This window comes from Sporolactobacillus sp. Y61 (assembly GCF_040529185.1).
Taxonomy (GTDB): domain Bacteria; phylum Bacillota; class Bacilli; order Bacillales; family Sporolactobacillaceae; genus Sporolactobacillus.
Genome location: NZ_CP159510.1, coordinates 3,177,506 through 3,201,864 on the forward strand (window position 1 = coordinate 3,177,506; position 24,359 = coordinate 3,201,864).

The 24,359-nt window shown below is 48.3% G+C and carries 22 protein-coding genes and 1 pseudogene; 10 read left to right on the forward strand and 13 right to left on the reverse strand.

Translation table 11 applies throughout. From position 1 onward, the window contains the following. The first annotated feature begins 43 nt into the window (after positions 1-43). On the forward strand, positions 44-502 hold the full coding sequence (locus ABNN70_RS15275) for a carboxymuconolactone decarboxylase family protein (protein WP_353948284.1): 459 nt from the start codon (positions 44-46) through the stop codon (positions 500-502). A 273-nt stretch (positions 503-775) separates the two neighbouring features. On the opposite strand, the gene ABNN70_RS15280 is transcribed toward ABNN70_RS15275, so the two are convergent. After that, the gene (locus ABNN70_RS15280) at positions 776-1,747 is read right to left on the reverse strand and encodes a LacI family DNA-binding transcriptional regulator (protein WP_353948285.1); all 972 of its coding nucleotides are present in this window, start codon (positions 1,745-1,747) and stop codon (positions 776-778) included. Positions 1,748-2,231: 484 nt separating this feature from the next. Between ABNN70_RS15280 and ABNN70_RS15285 the strand changes: the two genes are divergently transcribed. Then, positions 2,232-2,732, forward strand: coding sequence for a cation:proton antiporter regulatory subunit (locus tag ABNN70_RS15285; RefSeq protein ID WP_129930114.1), 501 nt, complete (start codon positions 2,232-2,234; stop codon positions 2,730-2,732). Continuing rightward, a complete protein-coding gene (locus ABNN70_RS15290) occupies positions 2,733-3,959 on the forward strand; it encodes a cation:proton antiporter (RefSeq protein ID WP_353948286.1) in 1,227 nt (408 codons plus the stop codon). It abuts the gene before it with no gap. A 492-nt stretch (positions 3,960-4,451) separates the two neighbouring features. Here the strand turns inward: ABNN70_RS15290 and ABNN70_RS15295 are convergent, their stop codons facing one another. Next, positions 4,452-4,961: a type 1 glutamine amidotransferase domain-containing protein gene (locus ABNN70_RS15295; protein WP_129930112.1), complete on the reverse strand. Its 510-nt coding sequence runs from the start codon at positions 4,959-4,961 to the stop codon at positions 4,452-4,454. 280 nt (positions 4,962-5,241) lie between these two features. Between ABNN70_RS15295 and ABNN70_RS15300 the strand changes: the two genes are divergently transcribed. The 3 genes and pseudogenes from ABNN70_RS15300 to ABNN70_RS15310 all read left to right on the forward strand — a co-directional run. Continuing rightward, positions 5,242-6,012, forward strand: coding sequence for a MerR family transcriptional regulator (locus ABNN70_RS15300; protein ID WP_353948287.1), 771 nt, complete (start codon positions 5,242-5,244; stop codon positions 6,010-6,012). A 443-nt stretch (positions 6,013-6,455) separates the two neighbouring features. After that, positions 6,456-6,803 (forward strand): hypothetical protein, encoded by a 348-nt coding sequence (locus ABNN70_RS15305; protein WP_353948288.1) that lies wholly within the window; start codon positions 6,456-6,458, stop codon positions 6,801-6,803. A 156-nt stretch (positions 6,804-6,959) separates the two neighbouring features. Then, a pseudogene (locus ABNN70_RS15310) lies at positions 6,960-7,316 on the forward strand (transposase); the annotation flags it as partial. 272 nt (positions 7,317-7,588) lie between these two features. Here the strand turns inward: ABNN70_RS15310 and ABNN70_RS15315 are convergent. The 7 genes from ABNN70_RS15315 to ABNN70_RS15345 all read right to left on the reverse strand — a co-directional run bounded on the left by ABNN70_RS15315 (position 7,589) and on the right by ABNN70_RS15345 (position 14,092). Beyond that, complete coding sequence (locus ABNN70_RS15315) at positions 7,589-7,963, reverse strand: DnaJ family domain-containing protein (protein WP_129930109.1); 375 nt, start codon at positions 7,961-7,963, stop codon at positions 7,589-7,591. A 15-nt stretch (positions 7,964-7,978) separates the two neighbouring features. Continuing rightward, positions 7,979-9,544: an FAD-dependent oxidoreductase gene (locus ABNN70_RS15320; protein WP_353948289.1), complete on the reverse strand. Its 1,566-nt coding sequence runs from the start codon at positions 9,542-9,544 to the stop codon at positions 7,979-7,981. Positions 9,545-9,621: 77 nt separating this feature from the next. Next, positions 9,622-10,566 (reverse strand): DUF4097 family beta strand repeat-containing protein, encoded by a 945-nt coding sequence (locus tag ABNN70_RS15325; RefSeq protein ID WP_353948290.1) that lies wholly within the window; start codon positions 10,564-10,566, stop codon positions 9,622-9,624. Beyond that, complete coding sequence (locus ABNN70_RS15330) at positions 10,563-11,120, reverse strand: DUF1700 domain-containing protein (protein WP_353948291.1); 558 nt, start codon at positions 11,118-11,120, stop codon at positions 10,563-10,565. Before ABNN70_RS15330 ends, ABNN70_RS15325 begins: the two co-directional genes overlap by 4 nt. Further along, positions 11,113-11,436, reverse strand: coding sequence for a PadR family transcriptional regulator (locus tag ABNN70_RS15335; protein ID WP_353948292.1), 324 nt, complete (start codon positions 11,434-11,436; stop codon positions 11,113-11,115). Before ABNN70_RS15335 ends, ABNN70_RS15330 begins: the two co-directional genes overlap by 8 nt. A 720-nt stretch (positions 11,437-12,156) precedes the next feature. Beyond that, positions 12,157-13,020, reverse strand: coding sequence for a DUF4097 family beta strand repeat-containing protein (locus ABNN70_RS15340; RefSeq protein ID WP_353948293.1), 864 nt, complete (start codon positions 13,018-13,020; stop codon positions 12,157-12,159). Positions 13,021-13,105: 85 nt separating this feature from the next. After that, the gene (locus ABNN70_RS15345; protein WP_353948294.1) at positions 13,106-14,092 is read right to left on the reverse strand and encodes a Gfo/Idh/MocA family oxidoreductase; all 987 of its coding nucleotides are present in this window, start codon (positions 14,090-14,092) and stop codon (positions 13,106-13,108) included. A 174-nt stretch (positions 14,093-14,266) separates the two neighbouring features. On the opposite strand from ABNN70_RS15345, the gene ABNN70_RS15350 reads away from it, so the two are divergent. The 4 genes from ABNN70_RS15350 (at position 14,267) to ABNN70_RS15365 (ending at position 20,979) form a co-directional block, all read left to right on the forward strand. Next, positions 14,267-15,547: an O-antigen ligase family protein gene (locus ABNN70_RS15350; protein ID WP_353948295.1), complete on the forward strand. Its 1,281-nt coding sequence runs from the start codon at positions 14,267-14,269 to the stop codon at positions 15,545-15,547. A 41-nt stretch (positions 15,548-15,588) separates the two neighbouring features. Beyond that, the gene (gene proC / locus ABNN70_RS15355; RefSeq protein ID WP_165364272.1) at positions 15,589-16,413 is read left to right on the forward strand and encodes a pyrroline-5-carboxylate reductase; all 825 of its coding nucleotides are present in this window, start codon (positions 15,589-15,591) and stop codon (positions 16,411-16,413) included. Between the two features lie 356 nt (positions 16,414-16,769). Further along, positions 16,770-20,426: a GH92 family glycosyl hydrolase gene (locus tag ABNN70_RS15360; RefSeq protein WP_353948296.1), complete on the forward strand. Its 3,657-nt coding sequence runs from the start codon at positions 16,770-16,772 to the stop codon at positions 20,424-20,426. A 52-nt stretch (positions 20,427-20,478) separates the two neighbouring features. Then, positions 20,479-20,979 carry an N-acetyltransferase family protein gene (locus tag ABNN70_RS15365; protein WP_353948297.1) on the forward strand — a complete coding sequence of 167 codons (501 nt, stop codon included), beginning with the start codon at positions 20,479-20,481 and terminating at the stop codon, positions 20,977-20,979. Positions 20,980-21,151: 172 nt separating this feature from the next. Here ABNN70_RS15365 and murB read toward each other — a convergent pair whose 3' ends face one another. The 4 genes from murB to ABNN70_RS15385 form a co-directional block, all read right to left on the reverse strand. Next, positions 21,152-22,069 carry a UDP-N-acetylmuramate dehydrogenase gene (gene murB, locus ABNN70_RS15370; RefSeq protein ID WP_353948298.1) on the reverse strand — a complete coding sequence of 306 codons (918 nt, stop codon included), beginning with the start codon at positions 22,067-22,069 and terminating at the stop codon, positions 21,152-21,154. A 219-nt stretch (positions 22,070-22,288) separates the two neighbouring features. Then, positions 22,289-23,209 carry a diguanylate cyclase gene (locus tag ABNN70_RS15375; protein WP_353948299.1) on the reverse strand — a complete coding sequence of 307 codons (921 nt, stop codon included), beginning with the start codon at positions 23,207-23,209 and terminating at the stop codon, positions 22,289-22,291. Further along, positions 23,206-23,832 carry a chemotaxis protein CheC gene (locus ABNN70_RS15380; RefSeq protein ID WP_353948300.1) on the reverse strand — a complete coding sequence of 209 codons (627 nt, stop codon included), beginning with the start codon at positions 23,830-23,832 and terminating at the stop codon, positions 23,206-23,208. The genes ABNN70_RS15375 and ABNN70_RS15380 overlap by 4 nt, the downstream gene beginning before the upstream one ends. After that, entirely contained in the window at positions 23,832-24,239 is a 408-nt protein-coding gene (locus ABNN70_RS15385) for a response regulator (RefSeq protein ID WP_353948301.1), read from the reverse strand. The genes ABNN70_RS15380 and ABNN70_RS15385 overlap by 1 nt, the downstream gene beginning before the upstream one ends. Between the last annotated feature and the right edge of the window lie 120 nt (positions 24,240-24,359).

Sequence of the window (24,359 nt, forward strand, 5' to 3'; positions counted from 1 at the left end):
CATTACATTTGTAAAAAATATAAACTTCCCAGGGGGGATTCTAGTGGAGTCACGCTTAGATTATTATACAATCGCACCCGGAGCTGCAAAAATTATGATGGAGTTTGAAAAATATATAAGGTCCACAAACCTCGATTCAACACTTTTGGAATTAGTTAAGACACGTGCATCACAAATAAACGGGTGTGCGTTTTGTTTGGACATGCATACGAAAGATGCCCGGGCAAATGGTGAGACGGAACAACGACTTTATGGATTAAATGCTTGGAGAGAGACGGATTATTATAGTGAACAGGAACGAGCAGCACTAGCACTAACGGAAGCTATAACGGAAATATCAGTAAAAAATGTACCCGATGAGTTATATCAAAAGGTAAGAGAACGATTTAACGAGAAGGATTTTGTTGATTTGGTCTACGCCATCATTACAATCAATAGCTGGAATCGTTTGGCGATCACCATGCGTGCCGTCCCTGGCACATATCAGCCAAAGGCGAGATAAGAAGATGACCCCCACCTGCCAGCCATGTTCTAAGAAATTTATGAAATTTTAATCTTTGATTTATTGCTCACTTACTCTTCAAGTCATGAGTAAGTGAGCATATGTTTTTATTGTATTGGCATCTTCAAACAATATATAGCACTGAGGCGAATCCAGGCCATTCATACTGGAAAAAATACCACAAACATTATATACATTTTATAGAAAACATTGAAATATTCTGCCTTCAGCTAATCCGGGCCCTGCCAGCCTTTAGTATCCCAGGGTCTTATTTTACTTTTCCCCTCGAACTAATTGAACCGGCAATATGTATTCTTTTTTTGCTTTCACTTTCGTCCCATTAATTTTAGCAATTATGATTTTGACTGCCTGATCAGCTATGTCATGAATGGGCTGCTGGATTGTCGTTAACTGTGGAAGGCAGATATGGACCGCTTGTGTCCCGTCATAACCGACTACTTTAATTCCCTGTTTTCCCAGATGTGATGCTTCGGAAAGAACGCTCGCAGCAACCAAATCGTCACTGGCAAAAACACCTTCCACATCCGGGTGTTCACGGAACATCTTTCTCACTGTCTCAAGAGTGTTTTTATAAATCAGGCTCTCAGCCGTCTCATAGGTCAACGGTGCATACCTGTGATCCCTCATGACTTGTTCATACCCGACTCTGCGACGGTTAGCCGGAGTCTCCAGATTTCCAGGGCCATTAATATGAATGATTTTCCGGCATCCCTGATCTATCAGCCATTGCGTGGCCATTCGTCCACCCTGAAGATTATCGGATGAAACAACAGGAATCTTATCTGACAGATAACGATCAATTGCCACAACCGGCAGATCTATTTTCGTATACTGAGGAATAAAGCGGTTATGTGCACCGACAATGATACCGTCCACCTGATTGCGTTGCAGCATGTCAAGATAAGCGATCTCTTTATCCGTGCGGCCAAGGCTGTTGCATAGCAGCACTTTGTAACCCAAAGAGGCACAGATGTTCTCGATATGAAAAATCAGTTCACCGAAAAAAGGATTTTCAGTTGTTGGAAAAATTAACCCGATGAAGCCAGTTTGCTGATGAAACAGGGCACGCGCCAGATCGTTCGGATAATAATTCAGCTTTTTCATTGCGTGATTAACTTTTTTTCGGGTCGCATCACTGATATATCCCCGATTGTTCATGACTCTGGAAACCGTTGTCGGGGAAACACCGGCCATTTGTGCTATGTCTCTTATATTTGGTTTCATCTGAATTTTACTCCCATATACTCTTTTAATTTCCTTGATAATTACATTATAGCTTTAATCCCCTTCCTGCTGGCTAAAACTGTTGTACTTTCAATGAAGTGCAATAACCAAAGAAAAGTTGAATCCCGAATGATTCCTGTACAAGTGATGATCGCCGTCGTTTTGCCACGGGGCAAGAATAAAACCTGCGGAGTCTGTTCTCACAAGTCACTGCTTCACGGCCGTCCGGTCAGCGCGGGTGTCTACGACAATCTGTCCCATACCGCAGTAATGCTGTCCCGAAACAAATCAAGCGCTTCACCAGTTTCCCGCCATCCTCTTACCCAACCGGTGCGCAGCGTTCAGTCGCGCCGTCGATTGCATCAACATGTTTCTTTGCTTATTGTACATTTTTTAAGATACAATTAAAGGGCAGGGTTGAGGTGATCTGCGAATAACAGATCAAAAGATTCGGAACATTAACCAGCAGGAAGCGAGGATCAAAATGAATATCAGAGAAACCGAACTCCCAGGCATTGGGAAAAAGTTTGTACTGACAACAGACAGCGATGAAAAAGTCGTCGTCGTCATTCATGATGACGGGCGACGGGACGTTTATCACTTTGATGCGAACGACGCGGATGAAAGCATATCCAGCGTCAGTTTCACCGATTCTGAGGCAAGACAGCTGGCATCCATTCTCGGCGGCATGACCTATAAACCTAAAGCGCTGGAGACGATTGATGTCAATCTCGGCGATCTGGTGATTGAGTGGTATAAAATCCCCCGGGAAGCGCCGGTAGTCGGAAAAACGATCGGCGAGATTGGCATGAGGCAAAATTATCGAATAAATGTCATCGGTATCATTCGAAAAGATCAGGATAAGAAGCTGAACCCGGGAGTGGACTCGACATTCGAGGCAGGCGATATGGTCGTCGTCTCCGGCGAACGGGCGGATCTTAATCGCGCCTTAAAAGAATTGTTTCAAAAGGAAAGGGGGAACTAAATGGACCATCTAGTCCTTGAAGTGGGTACCGCACTTATCCTGATAGCGATCGGAGCTGTCATAGCCGGAAAACTCAAGTTTTCAACCATTCCTTTTCTGATCGTCATCGGCATGCTTGTCGGCCCGCATGCTCCTGAATTCGGTGTGATCAGCCTCCGCTTTGTCCAGAGTGCAGACCTCATTGATTTCATGGGACGGATCGGTATCCTCTTTTTACTCTTTTATCTTGGCCTGGAATTTTCAACCGGAAAACTGATCCGGTCTGGGAAATCGATCATCATCGGAGGCTGTATTTACATTGGCATCAACTTTTTTTTAAGCCTGATCTATCCGCTGGTGCTCAATTTCCCGCTTAAAGAAGGACTGATCATGGCCGGAATCACTACCGTCTCATCGAGTGCGATTGTCGCAAAAGTGCTGGTTGATCTGCGAAGGACCGGGAATACAGAAACCGAACTGATTCTGGGTATCATCATGTTTGAAGACATCTTTCTCGCCGTTTACCTATCCATCGTTTCGGGAATCGTACTTGGCGGCGACCAGACGCCTGGAGGAACCATACTGTCGGTCCTGATCGCTCTGGGCTACATGATGCTTTTCTTCATTATTGCCCGAGTCGGGGCGCCCATGTTGAACAAGCTGAAAATTAAATCCGATGAAATTTTTATTATCGTCGTGTTCGCAACTCTTTTTTTCATCGCAGGATTCTCGGAAACCCTTCACGTTGCTGAGGCAATTGGCGCTCTGCTACTCGGACTCGTGTTCTCCGAGACCGTACATGCAAAACGTATCGAAAAGATGGTTACTCCATTCCGCGACTTCTTCGGAGCTATTTTCTTTTTCAGCTTCGGCCTGAGCATTGACCCGACGCAGCTCGGCGGTGCAGTCGGAATCACGCTGGGAGCGGTCGTTCTGACGATCATCGGTAACTTTGCCGCCGGACAATTGGCCGGAAGAGCGGCCGGACTGTCCCATAAAGCTTCCTCGAACATTGGTCTGACGATTGTCTCCAGAGGCGAATTTTCAGTCATTATGGCCAATATGGGAATCGCCGGCGGATTGATGCCCATACTTCAGCCCTTTTCAGCATTATACGTCCTGATCCTCGCCATCCTGGGACCTCTTCTGACCAAAGAATCCAGACATGTATATCTTTTTCTGAACCGCATTTTCAAGTGGGAACGCGGCTCTAACCGGGGCCGGAAGAGACAGACCGACCACGATTGAATCTTTGATTTATTCATTTAAGGGACGTGTTCCCATTGTAATGAATGATGTGAACGAAAACATAGTTATGGCCTGGTCGACCCGCAATGATTCTGAAAATCTATTGACAAACATTTACTTTCAAACCCATGTCATGATGTATCATCCATCAGCCGGTTTTCACCGTTGCTCTCACTGCAGGTGTCATCCGGCATTTCATTTTTTTCCCCGCAAATGCCGCGTGGCACCAATGAAAATCACAGCAGACTACTTTGCGGGGTTTTCCACGGTAATTCCGGCGGAGGTTGATCCAGGCTGTTTGGCTGACTAATCAGCGTCCACGGAAATGTTCAGGCTGACGTACCGACAGAAATGATTTCAGGAACATTCGTTGCACCTGGCCTGACAATCTGCCATGATAAAAAAGTGCCGCCCGGAGAGGCGACACTTTTTTCAAACTTTAACAAGGCATTATCCTTTCAGAAATAAGCCTCGTTCATGTATTCACCGACATCAGGCGAGCTTTTTCAGGCTTTCACGGTTGAATGCCGGAATATCGTCAGGAGTGCGGCTCGTCACAAGATTGTGGCAAACAACAACTTCTTCATCTTTGTAGTTTCCGCCGGCATTTTTCAGGTCGACAGCAATCGATTTATATCCGGTAATGTTGTGACCCTTGACGGAATCCGCGGTAATCAGAAGCTGCGGGCCATGGCAGATGGCGAATACATTTTTATCCGCATCCATGAATGCCTTCGTAAATGAAACGAAACGATCATCGTCTCTCAGATTGTCCGGTGAATAACCACCGGCAATCAGCAGAGCATCAAAATCTTCCGGCTTTACGTCATCTATTGAAGCGTTCGCAGTGACTTTAGCGCCATGCTTACCGGTAATCGTTTCACCTTTCTTCCTGCTTATGACAACAACTTCGTGGCCGGCATCTTTATAAGCTTTTGCCGGACCTGTGAATTCTACATCTTCGAAGTCATTTGCGAGTACTGCAGCAATCTTCTTTGCCATAATGAAATATCCTCCTTCAGAAATAGTTACGGTTTACATTTCCCGGAATGCCATTTTTTTATTCTTCACAACCGGGACATGTCATGGGACCTGTGTCCTGTCACACTATCTTAGTCTAATAAGATAAACGAAGTGGATCAAATGATCTGCTCAAGATTGAAAATTATTTTCTTATCATCCGCCGAAACGAAACAGGTCTGAGTTTCCGATTGTTTTTAAAAAAAGGCTTGAGGTTAACGTTACGTCAGGGTTTATGATACAGATGTCAGGGGGTGATGAGATGGCTTATACGGTGAAAGAACTGAGTGATCTGGCAGGGGTCAGTGCCCGGACCTTGCGTTATTACGACAAAATGGATCTGCTTAAACCTGAAAAAATCAATGCATCAGGTTATCGTATTTACGGGCCCGAACAGGTTGACCTGCTGCAGCAGATCCTGTTCTACCGGGAACTTGGCTTCAGCCTGAAGACCATCCGGCAAATACTGACCGCGCCGGATTTTGATATTGAACGCGCCCTGACCGGGCAGGCCAACAGATTATTAGCGGAAAGGAAGCGTCTCGACCGGCTGATCGCGACAGTCAGAAAGACGCTTGCTTCCAGGAAAGGGGAAACAGACATGACCGATCAGGAAAAATTTGAAGGATTCAAAAATAACCTGATTCAGAAGAATGAAGACCAATATGGTAAAGAAATCCGTGAAAAATATGGTGAAAAAGCCGTGGACGACTCGTATAAAAAATTCGGCAATCTGACAAAAGAGGAATATGAGGACTCCGAAAAAACACAGGATGAGATGTTCGCCGAACTGCAGAAAGGGATGGAGGCCGGTGACCCGGCCAGTGAGCCGGCTCAGAAGGCAGCGGCCCTGCATAAGAAGTGGCTCAGTTACTTCTGGGGATTCTACACTCCTGAAGCGCACGCGGGGCTCGTTCAGATGTATGTGGACGATCCGCGGTTTACCGCCTATTACGACGACCGTGGCGGCAAAAAGACAGCGATTTTCCTGCGAGACGCCGTACGTATTTTTACGGGGTTTGCCGATAAATAAAAAGAACAGGAAAGAAGGCCTTTTCATTTAATGAGAAGGCCTTCTTTCCAATTTATTCACCCGAAGTGACACGTTTCCCGCTGCCATGTTCGTTTCTGAATTGCAGGCTGATTTCTTTTACGTTCCTCCTGGCAAGACGAAAGAGACGCGGGAACTGAAAGCGAACATTGCAAAAGTTGGAAAGCCGGATCAGGATCCGGTTTACGGAGTTCACGAGCCTTTATCTGATGCATGGCCAAAATGAAAAGAGGAGCCGGAGCAGCTCCTCTTCCCTGGGATAGAATGACTATTATTGGAGATCTCGTTCCCAATTGTGCCAAGAAATTCCGGAATTTTGTTGCTTTTGAAAGTGCCGTTAAATTTCTTTGTGGTGGTTCAGACTATTTAACGGCTCGGCTTATGATGGTCTTTTCTATCTCGAGTATGACAAAACAAAGGGCAGGATGAGGGATCGGCGAAATTTTCGTTGCGAGTTCAACCCAAATAATTACGATAGAAAAGCAAAAACATTTTTTGTTGAAAAAATTCTTCCGAACTTGAAAAACGCGGGATTTTCAAGGCTGGATTTGGCATTTGACGTATCAGAAAACTTGAATGATCTTCTGGTTATGACAGACATTCCTCTGAAACAAATTGTCATTTATGGTCGAGATGGTGCGGTAGAAGCTCGTTATTTTGGCAGTCGAGATAGTGAGCGTTACATACGAATTTACAACAAAAAAAAGAGCGCAAGGATAAAGCCGATCAGGAAATTGATTTTGAAAATTTGTGGAGGGTCAAATTTGAGTTGAAGCGTCAGACTGTCAATTTATGGGACAAGTCACTTGATAATTTAACGATAAAACAGCCGGACATTTGCTCGATTAAAGATTTCAGAACTCGTTCTGCTATTGGGTATCTCCTGCTTTCTGACCAAACAGAGTGGGGTATATCTGGTTGACTGCTTTTCCCCAAAACAAATCTTTTTGACCTATCAGAAACGGGGAACGATGGAAAACTACATCAAGGAAGCCAAATCTGGGCTTAGCCTGAATCAACTGCCCAGCCACAAATTTCAAACCAATGAAGCGCGACTGATGCTCAGCTTGCTCGCCTATAATTTGACCAATTGGATGCGTACGTTGACGTTCCCGGAGAAGCAGAAGACCATGCAAATCGAAACCATCCGCACGAGGATCGTGAAGGTAGCGAGTAAGTTGGTCCGATCCGGACGATCGCTCTATTTCAAGCTGTCTTCCAGTTTTGTCTATCAGACATTCTTCTGGAACGTGCTCAGCCGGATTCAAAAACTTCAAATCGAGTAACCAAAAAACGTTCAACTCGCTATTATAAAAACGCTCTCATACAATCAACTGGGTAAGTCTGTCTCAAAACGGCATTGTTTTACATGAATGTTCAGAAATTGATGTTCAAAGGCACTTTTCCATTCAAAAAATCAAGTGAAATCAGATTACCTGTATTCTGATGAGCGAAATTCCGAAAAAATGAAGAACGGTGAATAATTCAGGTATATTTATATTTTCTATTTAGTTTTCCTGAATCCCTTTTTTAGGGCATAAGGTTATCGCTTACCCGCCTACATATGAAACTTATTGAAGATCCGATCCCTGTATTTACGGTAGGTTCGGGTCTTTTGTATGGAACGCTTCTCCACAAGCTGATTAAATCTCAGTTTCTTAATCTTCAATTCACCGTTGAGCCGGATCCGTTCATCTTCATCCGTGCAGCAGCGGATCAGGTCCGTCAGTGAGACGATTTCTTTTTTCACCTGAAGCTCTTCAGGCAGATAGCCGGCGTTTTTCAGCATATGATACCCGGCACGCAGATCTTCAGGAACAGATGAAAGATCCTCGAATTTCTGCGGTTTTCCTCTGCCGGGTAAATCATCAAAAGCCCCGTCTTTCATTCCCTGTTTGATTTTCTCGTCAGCCAGAATGTCGATAATACTCATCCATTCTCCGCTCCTTTATGCCGGAGTGTCACCCTCTGTATCTTTACGCTTTTCTGAATAAAGCTGTTTCAATGGTTCCTGCGCCGGGCCATCGATCACTTCGCCTGTCGCCCGGAAACGCGAGCCGTGGCACGGACAGTCCCACGTCCGCTCGCCCTGATTCCAGTTTACTTCACAACCCATGTGCGGACAAGTGGTATCTACAATGGTCAGGCGGTCATCGAGACGCTTATAGGCCCCCGCCCTTTTGCCGTTAAAGTGGATCACCGCCCCCTGATCGCTGCCGAGGTCATCCAGTGAGCCGCCCCGTTCGATTTTGCCTTTGATCAGGTTTCCGGCAACGGCACTGTTTTCGATGAAAAAGCGTTTGATCATGGGATCCGCTTCAAACCGTGCCGGGCTGAACAGATCGGTATAAGGATTATTCCTCTCCAGCAACAAATCCGCCAGAAGATTTGCCGCAAGGGTCCCGGTCGTCATGCCCCACTTACGGAAACCGGCTGCCACATAAACGTGCGGGCGATTCTTCGCCATCCGGCCGATGTAGGGAATCTTATCCACTGTCGTATAATCCTGTGCCGACCAGAAGGCCATTTTCCGGTTTTCGCCAAGCACGGCGTTGGCAAAACCTTCAAGCCTCTGATAATGGATATCGGTACTTTCCCCGCGGCCGGTTTTATGATTCTCGCCGCCGACGAGTACCCCTTTTTTCCCGGACAGCGACAGGCTGCGCAAAGACCGCTTCGGATCCGATGCACTGATATACATCCCGTCCGGAAACGGCTGATCCGTCTCGCATGCCATCAGATAGGAACGTTCCGGGTACATTCTGGAGAAATAAAACCGGTTGTCGTAAAAAGGGAAATGGGAGCAGATCAACACGTCACGGCAGTGGATGGCAAACCCCTCTCTGGTGTGAACAACCGGAGACGGTCTCTCATCAAGGTCGACGGCCAGTGTCTGCTCGTAAATCGAAACACCCATTCTGACCAGTTCCGCGATCAGAAAGTGAAGATACATCAGCGGATGGAACTGGGCCTGATCCGGCATCTCCAGCGCATTTTTTATGTTCATCGATAGATTAATTTTCTGCTTCAGACTGCCGGGGATGCCGAGCAGGTCATACGCTTCCTTCTCTTTCTCAATCTCTTTGGCTTCTTTGTCTGTTGTCGCGTAGACAAAGGCCGGATGCTGCGTGAAATCGCAGCGCAGGTCATGGTTTAAAACCATCTGTCTGATCCACTCCAGGGCTTCACTGTTCGCGTGGTAGTAAAGCTGAGCCTTTTCCTGGCCAATATGTGCCAGCAGTTCGTTATAAATCAGGCCATGCTGTGCCGTGATTTTTGCCGTCGTATAGCCGGTCGTTCCGCTGGCGAGCTGTGCCGCGTCGATCAGCGTAACCTTCATCCCGCGGCTTGCCAGTACATAGGCCGCCGTGATACCCGTGATTCCTCCGCCAACAACCAGTGTCTCCGTCTCAATATCGGTGTTCAGTAATTTAAAAGAAGGAAAATGCACGGTATCCCGCCAGATAGATGAGGTTTTCTGAGGAAAACTGCCTACCCGTTTCTTTTGATCCATGGGAATCCCCTTTACAAGTAAGTTATCTTCCCTCAGTTTCTCCATTATCTCACCGGATCATGCTCTAAAACCCGTATTCATCTCAATACAAAATCACCGGAATTCGTCCGTACCTTAATGTGATACTTGCCGTTCCCCTTTCGGCCGATAATCAGATCCTCCGATTTTTCTTTATAGAGCAGGCCTTTCGTCATGACTATTCCTTCACCGGAACGTCCGCGGTAATCAAGCGTCAGAGAATCCGGATCCTGATTAAAGCCGATGATCACATCACCACTCGATGCTTCTGCAGAAAGATTACCGGATAACCGTTCACTTTTTAACACGAGGTCACCTGCATCCGCCCGCGCCGAGAGATCCCCGCTGAAATTTCGGACTGTAATGTCACCGGACGACGCGTTCACATAGGAGTGTCCCGCCACAAAACCGGTCAAATCAATATCACCGCTGCGCGTCGTGACAGAGACCTGATCCAACGCACGTGTCTGTTTCAGCACGATATCTCCACTCGACGCTTTCGCCGTAAAGCTCCCCGGCGCCTGATTGTTTTCAGCCGTAATATCTCCTGAGTTGGTTGTAACAGACAGGTCATTTGCCCGCAGGGACTGTACGGAAACATCTCCCGACCCTGAATGGACAGTGATGGATTGATATAATTGCGCAGGCACTTTAACGACCAGCTTTTTCCAGCCGAATGAAAACGCAAAAAATTGAGGATTCTGATCAGCAAGGATATGCAGTGCCTGGCCGTGTCTTTGCATTTCCAGTTTTGTCCTTCGGGTCATCTGCCCGTTCCCCCAGCCCTGAATTTCCGCAGTCAATGTGCGGCCTGTTGTCTTCTCAACCGTGACATCCAGCGATCCGGCGTCCACCTGTATTTCGCTGAGGTCCTGGCTGTCTGCCGTTTTTTTCTGCGCATCCGTTTTCTCAAAATCCAGCAGATCCGTTGACAGGAGTATCATAGCAACACCGATGATACCGATCAGAATCATTCCCAGAGCGGCGTAAATGAATTTTCTCATGACCTTTTCCTCCCCATGACGACATTGACGTTAAATCGAAGATAGCCTGCAAAGACACGCCAGAGAAACTTCCCGATGAAGATCATCGCGATGCCAAGCAGGATACCCGCCCCGCACAGGATCAGCGATGAAAAGAAAACAAAGAGAAAAGGCATTCCCCCTGAATCAAAAAGGGTACCTATCGATAGCAGCGGGCTGACAATAAAAACTGCCGAAACAATGCAGAACGAGAGATAGATTGACAAAATCCCCACGAGAGGACCGAGGACCACAACCAGATTAAAGAAAATCATGCCGATGCCTGCCAGAATGCAGCGTGTGACGTTTGCCACCGGCTGCGGCCTTTCCGATTTCGTCGCTTCATAGTCGGAGCGTGCTTCTTCAGCAATCACCTTTGGATCACCAAGCTCGCGGATGATTTCTTCTTCCTTTTTTCCTTCATTAAAACCGATTGTGAAGTGTTCTTTGAAGTCAGCAAGGATTTCCTGCCGTTCCTTTTTTGGAATCTCGCGAAGAAGCCTGTCAAGCTCATTCAGGAACCCGTCTTTATTCATCACGCTGCACCCCCTTGATAAACTGGTCAACTGCCTTGGAAAATTGTTTCCATTCACGAATTAATGCTTTCATGTATGACTCACCTTTTTCAGTGATCGAATAGTATTTTCTCGGTGGGCCTTCCGTCGACTCACTGAGGTAGGTCGATAAATAGCCTTCTTTTGTCAAACGCCTGAGCAGTGGATACAGCGTCCCCTCTGCAACCTCTATCTTGTCTGAAATATTCTGGGCCAGTTCATAGCCGTACTGATCTTTGTCGGCAATGAGGATGAGTACACACAACTCCAGAACCCCCTTTTTGAATTGTACATTCAAGCGGATCACTTCCCCGTATTAGTCAGATCACTGTTCACTACTGATTATTATTCACTAGTGGGGCAATTGGATTACTCACATTTTTGCACTTATATTATAATATATGACACAGTACTGAATAATGCAAGGCAGTATTGAAATTTTTTTTGCGATGTTGACTTTTTCATCACGCCAGGCTAAGCGGCCCAACTTTTCCGGATTGGCAAAGGTTTGCCTTCCTGGCCGGGCAAATCTTCTTCTGCGTTTGCGATCCCTTTCAAAGTCGCAACAGACTATTTCCCATCTTGCAAGGGCCTTCATCCCGCTTACTTGTCATAGGATGTTTTGTCCTGAGAGCAAAAAGTAAGATAAGTGGATATTTTCCGGTTAAGGGGCAGAACGGGACGCTTTTCGAGGGTATATAAGCGGAGGTTTTCCGCTTATGCCAGGCAACAAGCTTCATTTTCCGTTTTCTCCAGTCAATAGTCGGAATCATTCCGCCTATTTTAGCTATTCTTAAATTGAATGACTAACGTAAGCGAAATTTTTCCGTCTATTCATCTGATCAGGCGCTTAACCGGATTCCCCAACCAAAAAGAGCGCATCCCAGGTAACTTCCCCCCGATCGTCCCTGATTGTTGATCATACATGCCCCTGTTTGGGAGAAAATAATTTTCAGGACTCCTAATCCTCTATAACATAAAAAAACTTCCCGGTACTGTTCGGGAAGTCTGAATGTCGTTACTGCAGAACAAAATCACCGGAACTCGTACGGACATCGACCCGATAGCGACCGTCACCTTTCTTTCCAACGATCAGGTGCTCACTTTTCTCCTCATAACTGAGCCCCTTCATGCGGATTTTCCCTTCACCGGATGATCCTTTATAGTGAACAAGAAAAGAATCAGCCTGTCTGTATGCCAGGGCCACGTCCCCACTGCTTGAATGAATCGCAACATCCCCCGCGAGGACATCGCTCTTGATTTCAATGTCGCCGGATTTTGCTTCAGCACGAAGCCGGCCGCGGTAATCCGAGACCGTCAGATCCCCGGAGTGCGTGCCGATGCTGATCGTTTCACCGGTCAGACCCCGGCAGTCAATATCGCCGCTTGAATTCTGAACGGATACGTCACCTTTTCCAAGGACACCGTTTAACGTAATATCTCCGCTTGATGCGCGCACGTTCAGTGTTTCTTTCGCCACGCAGTCATCCAGCTGAATATCCCCGGAGCGGCAGAGGAAGATCATTTCTCCTGCCATCAGCCGTTTTGCCATCATGTCACTCGACTGGCCGCTTGCGGTGATCCTTTCGAAAAGCCGGTCGGGCACATATACGGTGAATCTCAGATACTTGTTCCAGATCCCGCCGACAATATGAAACATAGACAGGTGACCCTGCTGAGTGATTCGGACCCTCAGCTCATCATCCCGGCGCAGCAGCTCAAGTTCAATATGCCGCGCTTCATCTTCACTGTGTTCGCCGCAGAGGGTCGCCTGCAGTTCGTCGCTTTCCGACTGAATCAGCTCCACGTCCAGCGATTGAGTCTCCACACTGATTTTATGGATCCCTTCAACAGACGCTGTTTTCTCCTGGTATGTTTCCACATCACAACCGCCCTTCATCATGACCTTATATTAAGGGTAAACAATTTGCCGGGAAAAAGGATCCGCCTGCAGGCTGAATCTCACTTTAATTTCTGTCATTTGGAAAAATAATACCGTTTTCTTTCCGGACTGTTTCCACGATCTGCAGGACGCTGCGACTGAGATCTCTGAGCTGTCTGTATTCTGCCCGGTCATTTTGTTCAAGAATGTCGGCAAAATGATGAATCTCATAAAGTTTATCATTATCCGAAACATGTTCCGCAAGAAGTTTCGTTTCTTTCGTATGAGCGTCCGTCCATTCCAGCCTGGCAATGTCCGATGCACTGTTGATGCTCAACGTCCCTTTCTCGCCATGAATCTCGGAAGGTGACTCCGAATGAGCGATTTTTGAGAAGAGCACCGTGCAGATCAACCCGTCGTAACGCAGAACCAGCGTCCCGCTGCCGTCAATCCCATTTGAAAGCCGGACCGGAAAATACGTTGCTTCCTGCGGTGTGCCGAACAGTGCGACCGCGACATAAATCGGATAGACACCAAGATCCTCGAGCGCCCCGCCTGCAAATTCCGGTGAGAAGATATTGGTCATGTGTCCGGAAAGAAACTGGTCATAACGCGACGAATACTGGATCTGCTTTAGAATGGCCGAGCGCAGACGGCCGGCCCGCGGCAGTTCTTTCTTCAGCCGGTGAAAAACCGGGGTCTGGATATTGCGGATGGCTTCGAAGAGAAAAACATGGTTCTGCTCCGCCAGTTCAAAAGCCTCATCGAACTCTCTCCGTGTGACAAAAACCGGTTTTTCGCAAATGACATGTTTCCCGCCGCTGAGCATCTGTTTCACCTGTTTAAAATGCAGTCCATTTGGTGAAGCCACATAAACCACATCGACATCGCGACTTGCCGCAAGCGCTTCAAGTGACGTGAACCACGTGCTGCCATGATGTTTTTCAGTAAAAGACCGTGCTTTCTCCTCTGTTCGCGAATAAGCACCTGCATAGTCAAATCTTCCGCTCTTCTTTACCGCCTGCAGGAATGAATCCGTAATTTTGCTTGTCCCAATCGTAGCCAGTCTCATGCTGTCTGTCTCCTCCCTGTTGATCCTTTTTCTTTCATTATAGCGGAAGGTTGATCGGCTGACAGCCTTTCCAGGCGCAGACGGTCAAATATAAAAAATTATACATAAAGAAAATGTACCTGTTTCTTTTCATTATAAATGAGGGTAGAGATACGGATTTCGGGGGATTTTACCGTGAGACCTTTTATTAAGAAAATCAGCAGCCGGCCTTTTTCCGTCGGCTTTATCCTTCTTTACGTCCTGCCGCCTGCAGGTATGGCCTGGTTCGTCGTTCTGGCGATGATGAAGTGGGGCGATTCGATCAGGAGACGCCGCCTGATTCCCGGGGACTCAATCAGCATACTGCTGACGATGATGATTCTGGCGTCCGTCGGTGCGGCACTGAGTCATCATCAATATATGGATTTTCTTTCAACCCTGATCCTGACTGGATACCTCGGTATCTATCTGTGTCTGCTTCAGCAGCCGGTCCGCTTTCCCCTCAGGCGATTTGTCTGGATCACCATTTTCGGCGGCGTGTATCTGTTTGTTTCCGATCATCTGTTCAGATTCTTCTCATTTGACTCACCGGTTGGTCGTGCGATGGCCCTGATGATCGGTCAGCAGCCGTTTGGTTATTCCGGCCAGGGGCGTCTGATGGGTTCGGCCTTCAATCCAAATTATGCCTGTTATCTGCTGATTCTTGCACTTGCCTTTCTGTCGGTGGAACTGCTGAATGCTGTGAGGACGGGTCACCGGCGCACGATGCTGCTTTCTCTTGCGCTCCTCCCGATTCTTGACCTGGCGATTTATGAAACCGAATCCCGTGCCGGGATCGTCATCATGATTCTGATTCACCTGCTGTTTCTCTTCAAACTCAGCAGGCGCGTATTTGTTCCCGTTCTGACTCTGAGCGTCCTTGCTGCACCCTTTGTCTATCAATGGATGCCGCGGACCGGCAGCACGGAACTTTCCTTCGACAAGAGAGTAGCGATCTGGAAAAACAGTCTGCATATCTTTTTTGACAACCCGCTGTTCGGGACCACCTCTTTTGGTTTCAGAGAGGATTACATCGCGCTGACCGGACGGATGATTCCCCATGCACACGACCTGTTTCTCGCTGTACTTTCCACTTCCGGAATGTTCTGCTTTTTATTTTTTATTGCTGTTGTCGGCGTCAGCGTGTACAATTTAATCAGGCTGCAACGTTCATCGTCCGGAAGGAGTTACACCGCAGAGCTTTTCCTTTTTGCTCTGCCGACACTGATTTTATATGGACTGATGGATTTTCCGCTGTCGTCACCGCAGATTATGATCATCGTCCTTGCGATGACCGGTTACTGGATCCGGTATACCGCGCGTGTCCGCCATCTGGTCGACATGCGTCATCCTCTGCGCCTAATTCTCCGGAGGCATCTGACGCGGAGAAGACGAAAAGAAGCGACATCGGTCGAATCATTTAAGAACCTGCTTTAAGCGGATGTCCGTACGCAGCCGAAATGAGGAGGTTTACGTACATGCTGAATAAAGTGACATTTATCGGCGCGGGAGAACTTGCAGAATCACTTTTGAAAGGTTTTCTCACAAAAAAAATAATTAAAGCGGACCAGGTGTGGATGACTAACCGGTCGAATAAAGAGCGCCTGCACGATCTGGAACATACATACCCTGTTCATACCACACAGGACAAGAAAAAAGCACTTGACGGCGCTGATACCGTTATTTTTGCTTTTCGACCCGGAGATACAAAAGAAGCCCTGGCTGAAATCAGAGAGAGTCTTCATGAAAATCAGCTGATCGTCTCCCTGATGGTCGGCGTACCCACCGATTTCATCTGTAACGCCACTGGAAAAAAGCTGGCGGTTGTCCGCGTCATGCCGAATACATCTGCTTCGATCGGCCTGTCGGCAACCGGTATGGCAGCCGGGCGCTATGTCGGAGCGGCACAGCTCAGCCTCGCAAGGGAGCTTTTCGAAACCGTCGGCAGTGTGACCGTCGTGGAAGAAGAGCGAATCGATGTGATTGCCGGCCTGTCAGGGAGCGGACCTGCTTACCTGTATTACCTTGCCGGAGCCATGCAGGAGGCGGGGGTTAAAGAAGGGCTTGCCCCGGAAGACTCCGCCCGGCTTGTTCTGCAGACCCTGAAGGGAGCGGTCAGCCTGCTTGAGCAGTCTGGAAAAAAGGCCGATGACCTGCTGCGTGCGGTTGCGACTCCTGGAGGAACGACTCAGGCCGGTATTGATACATTGGACCGTCATCACGTCAGCGAATCCGTCAGCGCATGCATTCATCAGGCGATCCTCCGTGCTGGAGAAATGAGCGGACCGTTTCAGAAAAAATGAACAATGTCAGATTTCCGGCCTGTTTTTCTGTTTTATCATAGAAAAAGCAAAAAGTATGTAAGATTAGTTTACAAAACAATTGAATGCTTATCACGGAATGCTATGATAAATGAGTAAGCTTTAACACACCTTCTGTTGCAGTTAACCTTAAGTTGAGATGTTCGATCTTGATTTAGGAAACCATCATTTACTCGTTTGCGATAGAGTGCTCACCGGCATTCTTATCGCATATTTTTTTGTCTTTTTATAAAACAAAAGCCTGTTTCCGGCAAGTCACAGGCGTCTAGTTTTTCTGAACCTTATTCCCGCAAAAATTTTACACTTTCTTTATAGTCGAACCAAAGAGGTGCCCGGATATGTCAGAAAAATATACAACCAAAATTTTTACCGGATTACTCTGTCTGGTTCTGATTCTGCCTTTTGTCCCGCAGCCATTGATGCCGAAAGCGCATGCACGGTCTGCGTCCGGAGATTTCTTTACATCATTCGAACAATGGGACCCGGTTCCCGACTGGAAAAGCAGCGCAGAGGCCGGTTCAGGCGGAAAGAAACTTTCATCCGGAATCACATCCTCATCCGGCGGTCATAAATTAAACACGATGCGTACAGTGGCCGCGCCCGGCCCGGTGAATCTTTATGCCTCACCGAAGCAGGCCGGCTGGACGGGCAAACGGGCCCTCAGCTATTCCGGTACCGTTTCAGGGAACTCAGACAGTTATGCAGTCAACAGGCTGTTCCGTGTCAAAATACCTGTCCACAAAGACACACGCCTGTCTTATTACGTTGCCCCGGTTTCCAGGGAGAAAAACAAGATGTCCCCTGTATCCGGTTATGTCGCTGTCGATCTTGCTTTTTCCGACGGAACCTATCTGCATCAGATCAGCCGGGCGGTGGATCAGGACGGGATCAGAATGACGGCTTCCGCCCAGGGAGCTTCGCGGACGCTGAAGACGGGTCAGTGGAATTACAAAGATGTGGATATCGGCAAGGTGGCCAAGGGGAAAACCATCACACGGATTCTGCTCGCCTACCATGCGCCGAAAGCCGACGTCTCTTTCAGCGGAGCAGTTGATGATATACGTATTGAAAATACCGGAGATCAATCATCTGATAAGGAACCCGTTGATTATGTGAACATCCTCAGGGGCACCCAGTCCAACCCTGCCGCGCCTGAAGGAGAGACGGTGCCGCTTGTCGGCGTTCCCAACGGCTTTTCCTACTGGTCTCCGGCCATTAACAGCAGTTCTGCCAGTCATTTCTATCCGTACCGGGAAAACAATAATCCTGATAATCTGCCTGAAATTCAATCCTTTTCCCTCGGGCACTCGCCGAACAGTCGAACGTCGGACAGACAGTCTTTTCAGGTCATGCCCTCCGGTTTTCATGGGACCCCTTCGGCAAGCCGCCTGAACCGGGGACTCGCCTTTCACCGGGAGGATGAGGATGCGGCCCCTGATCACTATCGTGTCACCTTTACAAATGGTCTGAAAGCAGAGATGGCTGCGGACAGCCACTCAGCTATCTTCCACTTTACCTTTAACGGCAGAGACGGCAATCTGATTTTTGATCATCTGACCAACGATGGAAAACTGACACTTAACGCGAGAGATGGAACCCTCGAAGGCTTCTCTGACGACAGATCCTCAGACACCGATCAGGGGCGGCGACTTTATTTTTATGCCACCGTCGACCGGCCGGTCATCGACTGGTCAAAGCTGTCCGGCGAAAACCGGGATCATATGACCGCTTTCTATAAATTCGATACGTCCAAAAACAAGTCTGTGACCCTGAAAGTTGCCGTTTCTCTCATCAGTATCGATCAGGCAAAGAAAAATCTGGAACTTGAACTTGGTGGTAAAACCCGTTTCGCGGATGTCAGTAAACGGGCACGGTCTGCCTGGAACCGCAGGCTGAGTAAAGTCAGCCTGCCGGGGGCAGGAGACGCGCAGAAAACCACCTTTTACTCAAGCCTGTACCGCCTCTATCTGTATCCGAATGCCGGATATGAAAATACCGGTTCAAAGAAAAAACCGGATGATCGTTACGCGGCGCCTGAAGAAGCGACTCATGCCGAAAATAGTGCCGTTAAAACCGGCGCCCCCATCCACAAGGGGCGTAATTATGTGAACAGTGATTTTGCCTTCAGTGCCCAGACGGCCTGGCCGGCTTATATCCTTCTCGAGCCAGAGCTGACCGGTCGGCTGATCAACGGGATGCTGCTCAATAAAGGGGCGAGCGGTGATATACTGAATGGTCCTTCAGCGGCTTATGCGGCACTCGCCCTCGCTGATGCGGCGGCGAAAGATGTCCCCGGCCTTCATACGGATCAGCTGTACAAGCGCCTCGCCAGATACGCTTCTGTATCCGGGCCGGTCGGGCAGCAGACAGATCGCGTGATTCTCCAGAGTGACGCCGGTAAGAAAAATGAAGCACTTGATGACGCGCTGGCAGCGAAAATCAGTGATTTTGCCATGGGCAATCTGGCTGAGAAACTTGCCGCTGATCAGCCGTCCAATCGTGCCCTTATGGATGACAGCCGCTATTTTCTAAAACGTTCCGCAGACTATGTCCATCTGCTGGATCCATCCGCGATGAAAAAAGATCCAGGCAGATCAGCAGATGACGTCTCTCTGCCCTATATTCATGATCCCGGTCATCAGGCCTTTAATGTGCCGCAGGACGGTCAGGGCCTGGCAAATCTTTACGGCGGAAGAAAGGCACTGCAGGAGAAACTGGATGATTTCTTCACGACATCGCCGGATGAAGAAGCTCTGAAGAAGCCTGAAGCAACGCTCGCGGCTGCAGGACAACTCGGCCGCTTTGTATTCGACACACCTGCTTCCGCCGGTACCCCGTATATGTATGCCTTCACCGGTTCACCATGGAAGACGCAGGCGGCCGTCAGGAAAATAATGAACCGGTTTTACACCGGAGAAAGTATTGGAGGAGGATTTCTCGGTAAAGATACCGGAGCCATGCTTTCCGGGTTCTACTTATTCAGCGCGGCGGGATTCTTCCCGCTGCAGAAAGGGACGGACAACTATGTACTTGGTGCCCCATATTTTAAACATATGATTCTGCATCTGCCCGGCGGTCGTGATCTGGTGATTAACGCACCGAAGCTCAGCAATAAAAATAAATATGTCCAGGCGGTGAGATTCAACGGTGCAGCGATAGAACAGACGTCCCTATCTCATGACCTGCTGAAAAGCGGCGGCATTCTGACATTTGACATGGGATCTGCACCTTCAGACTGGGGCAGCTCTGCAGGCGATCTGCCGGATTCACTGACACCTCTGTCAACAGATGATTCATCCATCTACTCTGCAGCACTGACCGACCTCACAGGCCAAAAAGCAGAAATTACCGCTCCGGATGCAACCGATGTCCGTCATCTGACTGACAATCTCTCGGGGACGGCTGCCACATTCCCTGACCCTGTAGTATCGGTAGATGTCCAGTTCCGTTCATTAAGCAACCGGGTTAAAATGTACACCCTGACCTCATCTGCCAGCGGGAGAAGCAGCGATCCAAAGAGCTGGCGCCTGCTCGGCTCAAACGATGGCGTTCACTGGGATACATTGGATACGCGCTCTGACGAATCTTTCGCCTGGAGGTCGATGACCCGCGCCTTCACCATTAAAAATCCGAAATCCTACGCATCCTATCGTCTGGAGATCAGCAGCAAAAGCGGCAAGGGTCCGCTTGCTGTCGGCGAGTATCAGCTGCTGGGATACACGGGCATCGATTCCGGATTTGACGTGATGCGCCATAGCCTGATGAAACAATTTGAGAAGGACAGCCTTTCCGAATCGGAGACCGCATCCTTGTCCTATGCCCTGAACCAGGCGCAGCAGGCCTTTAAAAGCGGAAATCTTTCGGCATCTGTCTATTATCTGCAGACATACGTTCAAATGATCCATTCAGATTCATTTAATACGGATGCCCCGGATCAGGCACGGAAACAACTGTCGGCCGACGCCCATGCGATCGTCAATCTCCTGTCTGACTGAATGCTGACCGGCAGCACGTTTAATTTAATGTAAAGGGGGAACCTTACGGGTAATGAAAAATATCCATTTTCGACTGGCAACAAAAAATGACCTTCCTGACCTTGTCGCGATATACAATTCAACCATACCCGGACGGATGGTGACGGCAGATACGCGGGAAATCAGTGTTGAAGACCGAAAGCCATGGCTTGAAGCACATCTTGCGGATCCTCGGCATCCACTGTGGGTTGCCGAGCGGGAGGGGATGATCTGCGGATGGCTGAGTCTGGAGCCGTTTTATGGACGCCCGGCCTACCACGCGACGGCTGAAATCAGTATTTATATTCACGAAAGCTGCCGGCATCAGGGCATCGGATCATTACTCATCCGCAAAGCCATGAGCTGCTGCGGCAGTCTGGGCATCAGCACCCTTCTTGCCTTTATCTTCGCTCATAACGAACCAAGCCTGCGTCTCTTTGAACATTTCAGTTTTGAAAGGTGGGGGTTTCTGCCGCGTGTTGCCGAACTGGACGGCAGACAGCGCGATCTGGTGATCCTGGGCAGGCGGCTTTGATCATCGACCCCCGGGAGAAGTACTCCCGCATCACAGCAGAGGCCCCGGCCTCTTCCCCGCAGTTCATGAGGCCGGGGCCTCCGGCGGACTTCCCCCGTCAGGTTATCGCCCATGCCGGCCGGGCACACCCACATATTAAATAAACAGGACCGGGTATACCCACCCGGTCCTGTTATTTATCTTCACCTATGATACGCACTTCTGTCTGAAGATCCACTCCGGACTTTTCCTTAACGGTCTTCTGTACGTAATGAATCAGTTTAATATAGTCGGTCGCGGTCCCGTGATCGACATTTACCATAAATCCGGCGTGTTTTTGTGATACTTCTACTCCGCCGATTCGTGTACCCTGTAGTCCGCTGTCCTGGATCAGTTTCCCGGCATAATGCCCCGGCGGTCTCTTAAAGACACTGCCGCAGGACGGATACTCAAGCGGCTGCTTCGATTCCCTGAGATGGGTCAGATGATCCATTTGCTCCCTGATCTTCTCCTCCTCACCTTTTTCCAGGGTAAAGGTACCCTCCAGTGCAATATAGTCGTGCTTTGAGATGGCACTCTGGCGGTAGCCCATCTCCAGTTGATCCCGGCTCAGCTCGATCAGTCGGCCGCTGCGGTCAGCCACGACAGCATGGCTGAGTACGTCCGCCGTCTCACCGCCGTAGGCACCTGCATTCATATAAAGCGCGCCACCTGTTGATCCCGGTATACCACAGGCAAACTCGAGACCTGTCAGATGACAGCGCAGGGCAAAGCGCGATACATCAATAATCGCCGCACCGCACTGGGCGATGATACTGGATCCCTGAAGGCGGATCGCATTCAGTTTCATCGTATGAATGACAATTCCACGGATCCCGCCATCACGAATAATCAGATTTGATCCATTACCGAGCACCGTGACCGGAAGCTGATTGACTCCGGCGAAACGGACAATGGCTGAAACTTCTTCATATGTTTTCGGCAGGATAAGGACATCCGCTTTCCCGCCGGTTTTTGTGAACGTGTAATGGCTGAGTAATTCATCGCACCTGACCCGATCCGGATCATCGATGATATCTGTCAGCCTTTTATATCTGTCACTTTTTTTCATGATATGCCTCTGCTATTAAATGAGATGAGTGAAAACCTTCCGCAATTATTATTTATGCCATCGAATACGTGATATGTCAACCGGAGACGGAGCGGGCGGATATCAGGAAAACCTCGCCTTTTCCCGGCAACATTTTTGTACTCTCTTCATGGCATGAACATGAAAACAGACCCGTACAGGTTGTCTCTGCCCGGCCCCCATCATGTTGATCATCTGTTTTTATTTTGACTCGTGCTTATCCTGATACATCAGGCAGTCTGCCCTTTCAATCAGCTCATCAATGGATTCCCCGTCCTCCGGGTAAAAGCTGATTCCGATACTGAGCGACAGGTGGATTTCATAGCCGTCCTGCATGATCTTCCTGTGTTTGTTACGCTTAATCCCGTCTATGATTTCATGGTCATTCTCATCATCATGGATACCGGGCAGCAGCACAACAAACTCATCCCCGCCATAGCGACAGACAATATCATTCTTCCTCGTTGACTGCGTCAGTAGGCTTGCCACACGAGTCATCACCTTATCTCCTGTATTATGCCCGTACGTATCATTGATTGATTTGAATTCATTCACATCGATAAACATCAGACCAAGCATCCGGCCGGTTTCCTTCGCCTCATTCAGATATCTGCCGGCATACTTATCAAAAAGTGCCCGATTCGCCACACCGGTCAGGCGGTCATAATAGGCCAGCTTTTTTATCACCGCCTCTTTCCGTCTTAGTTCATCATTCAGCCGGGAAAGCTGAGTCACATATTGATGAAGCTGGCTGATTCTGAGAAATTGATGGGTCACATCCGTAAATTCAAGAAAAATGGCCGGCCCCTCGTGATATGCCACCCGATCCATCTTCAGGTTAACCTTCCGTTCTCTATTGATCAGATGCTTATGCATGGCGGCTGAAAAAAATGCAGGCGTACCATTATGAATCAAATTCCTGATCGCTTCATGAAAAAAGTTGTTATTCATTTGGGGCAGAACGTCTTCCAGCGGTCTGCCGAGTGTTTCCGATGCCTGCATGCCCGTTATCTTTTCCATAAATGGATTCCAGCACAGGATTTCCCGGTCATTAGAAAGGATCACAACGCCTTCATTTATGCAGTGTAAGACTCCCGGCAATACCGAATCCAATGTGATCATCTTCCATCATAGATTCTTTCAATGGTCGTGAGAATCTCGTCCAGAGATCTCAGCGTCATATTCATCACGATCGCTCCTTCAATTTCAGTCCCCTCAATATTGAAGGTAATGTACATCATCAGCACGAGCCGATAATCAGCATCACTTACGAACAGATCGGCACGCGCAGTATCCAGAAGGTTGACATCAGGAAGCGTGTATTCTACAGGAATCCCGACTGTATTACTCAGCTGTCCGATAATCGCATTTAAGATAATATTGCCAATTTCTTTTATCGTATCAAAATCAATATCTGTAAATGAAAGGCTGTCCGTTTCGTCACGGTTCTCATGCAGACACAGATCAATAAACCGGTGCATTTTTGTTGCAGGAAATATCAGGCTGACCTGGCCTTCAAGCTGACGGTCAAAAGAGATGGTTGATACCATCACCGCACCCTGTGCCACATTTTTCAAAAACCTGTCCAGTTCCACTTTTCCTCTGCCTGTATTCAGAACTTTAACATCCGGAACATCGAGGACAATCTTCTTTTCAATAATATCAGACAGTGTCGCAGCCGCCTGGCCAACGCCAATGTTGAACAGTTCTCTGAGGATATCATCGCGGTAACTTTTCCCAGTCATCAGGCATCATTCCTTATGATTCCTGAAATCTGTTTCGCCTTCTCATCGTTCAGCGGTTTATTGATATACGCCTGGACACCCATCAGTTCAACCACCTTGCGGACACTTTTCTGAATATCTGCCGACAGGACGATAATTCTGGCCGCTCTATCAATCTCTTTGATCTTTTCAATCAGATCCTGCCCGCGGAGTTTCGGCATCAGCAAATCAACGATCGTATAATCGGGCCGCTCTTCCTGAAACTTTTCCAGTCCCTCTTCACCGTCTTCTGCGAAGGAAAACGCCACATCATCCAGATGATTATGTATCATCGTTGAAGTGATTCTCTGTGAAAACCGGGAATCATCAACAATCAAAATTTTTGCCATGGAAACTGTAATCCCCTTTTCCTTTCTGTGATCGTTCAAAACATAAGCTCTTCGTCTTGCTCTATACAGACTCTACTTCATTATATGAGAATGTCCGGAAAATACAAGAATTGTTTTCTCTCTAATGTACCTCGAACAGCGGCTCTTTTGCAGCATGGC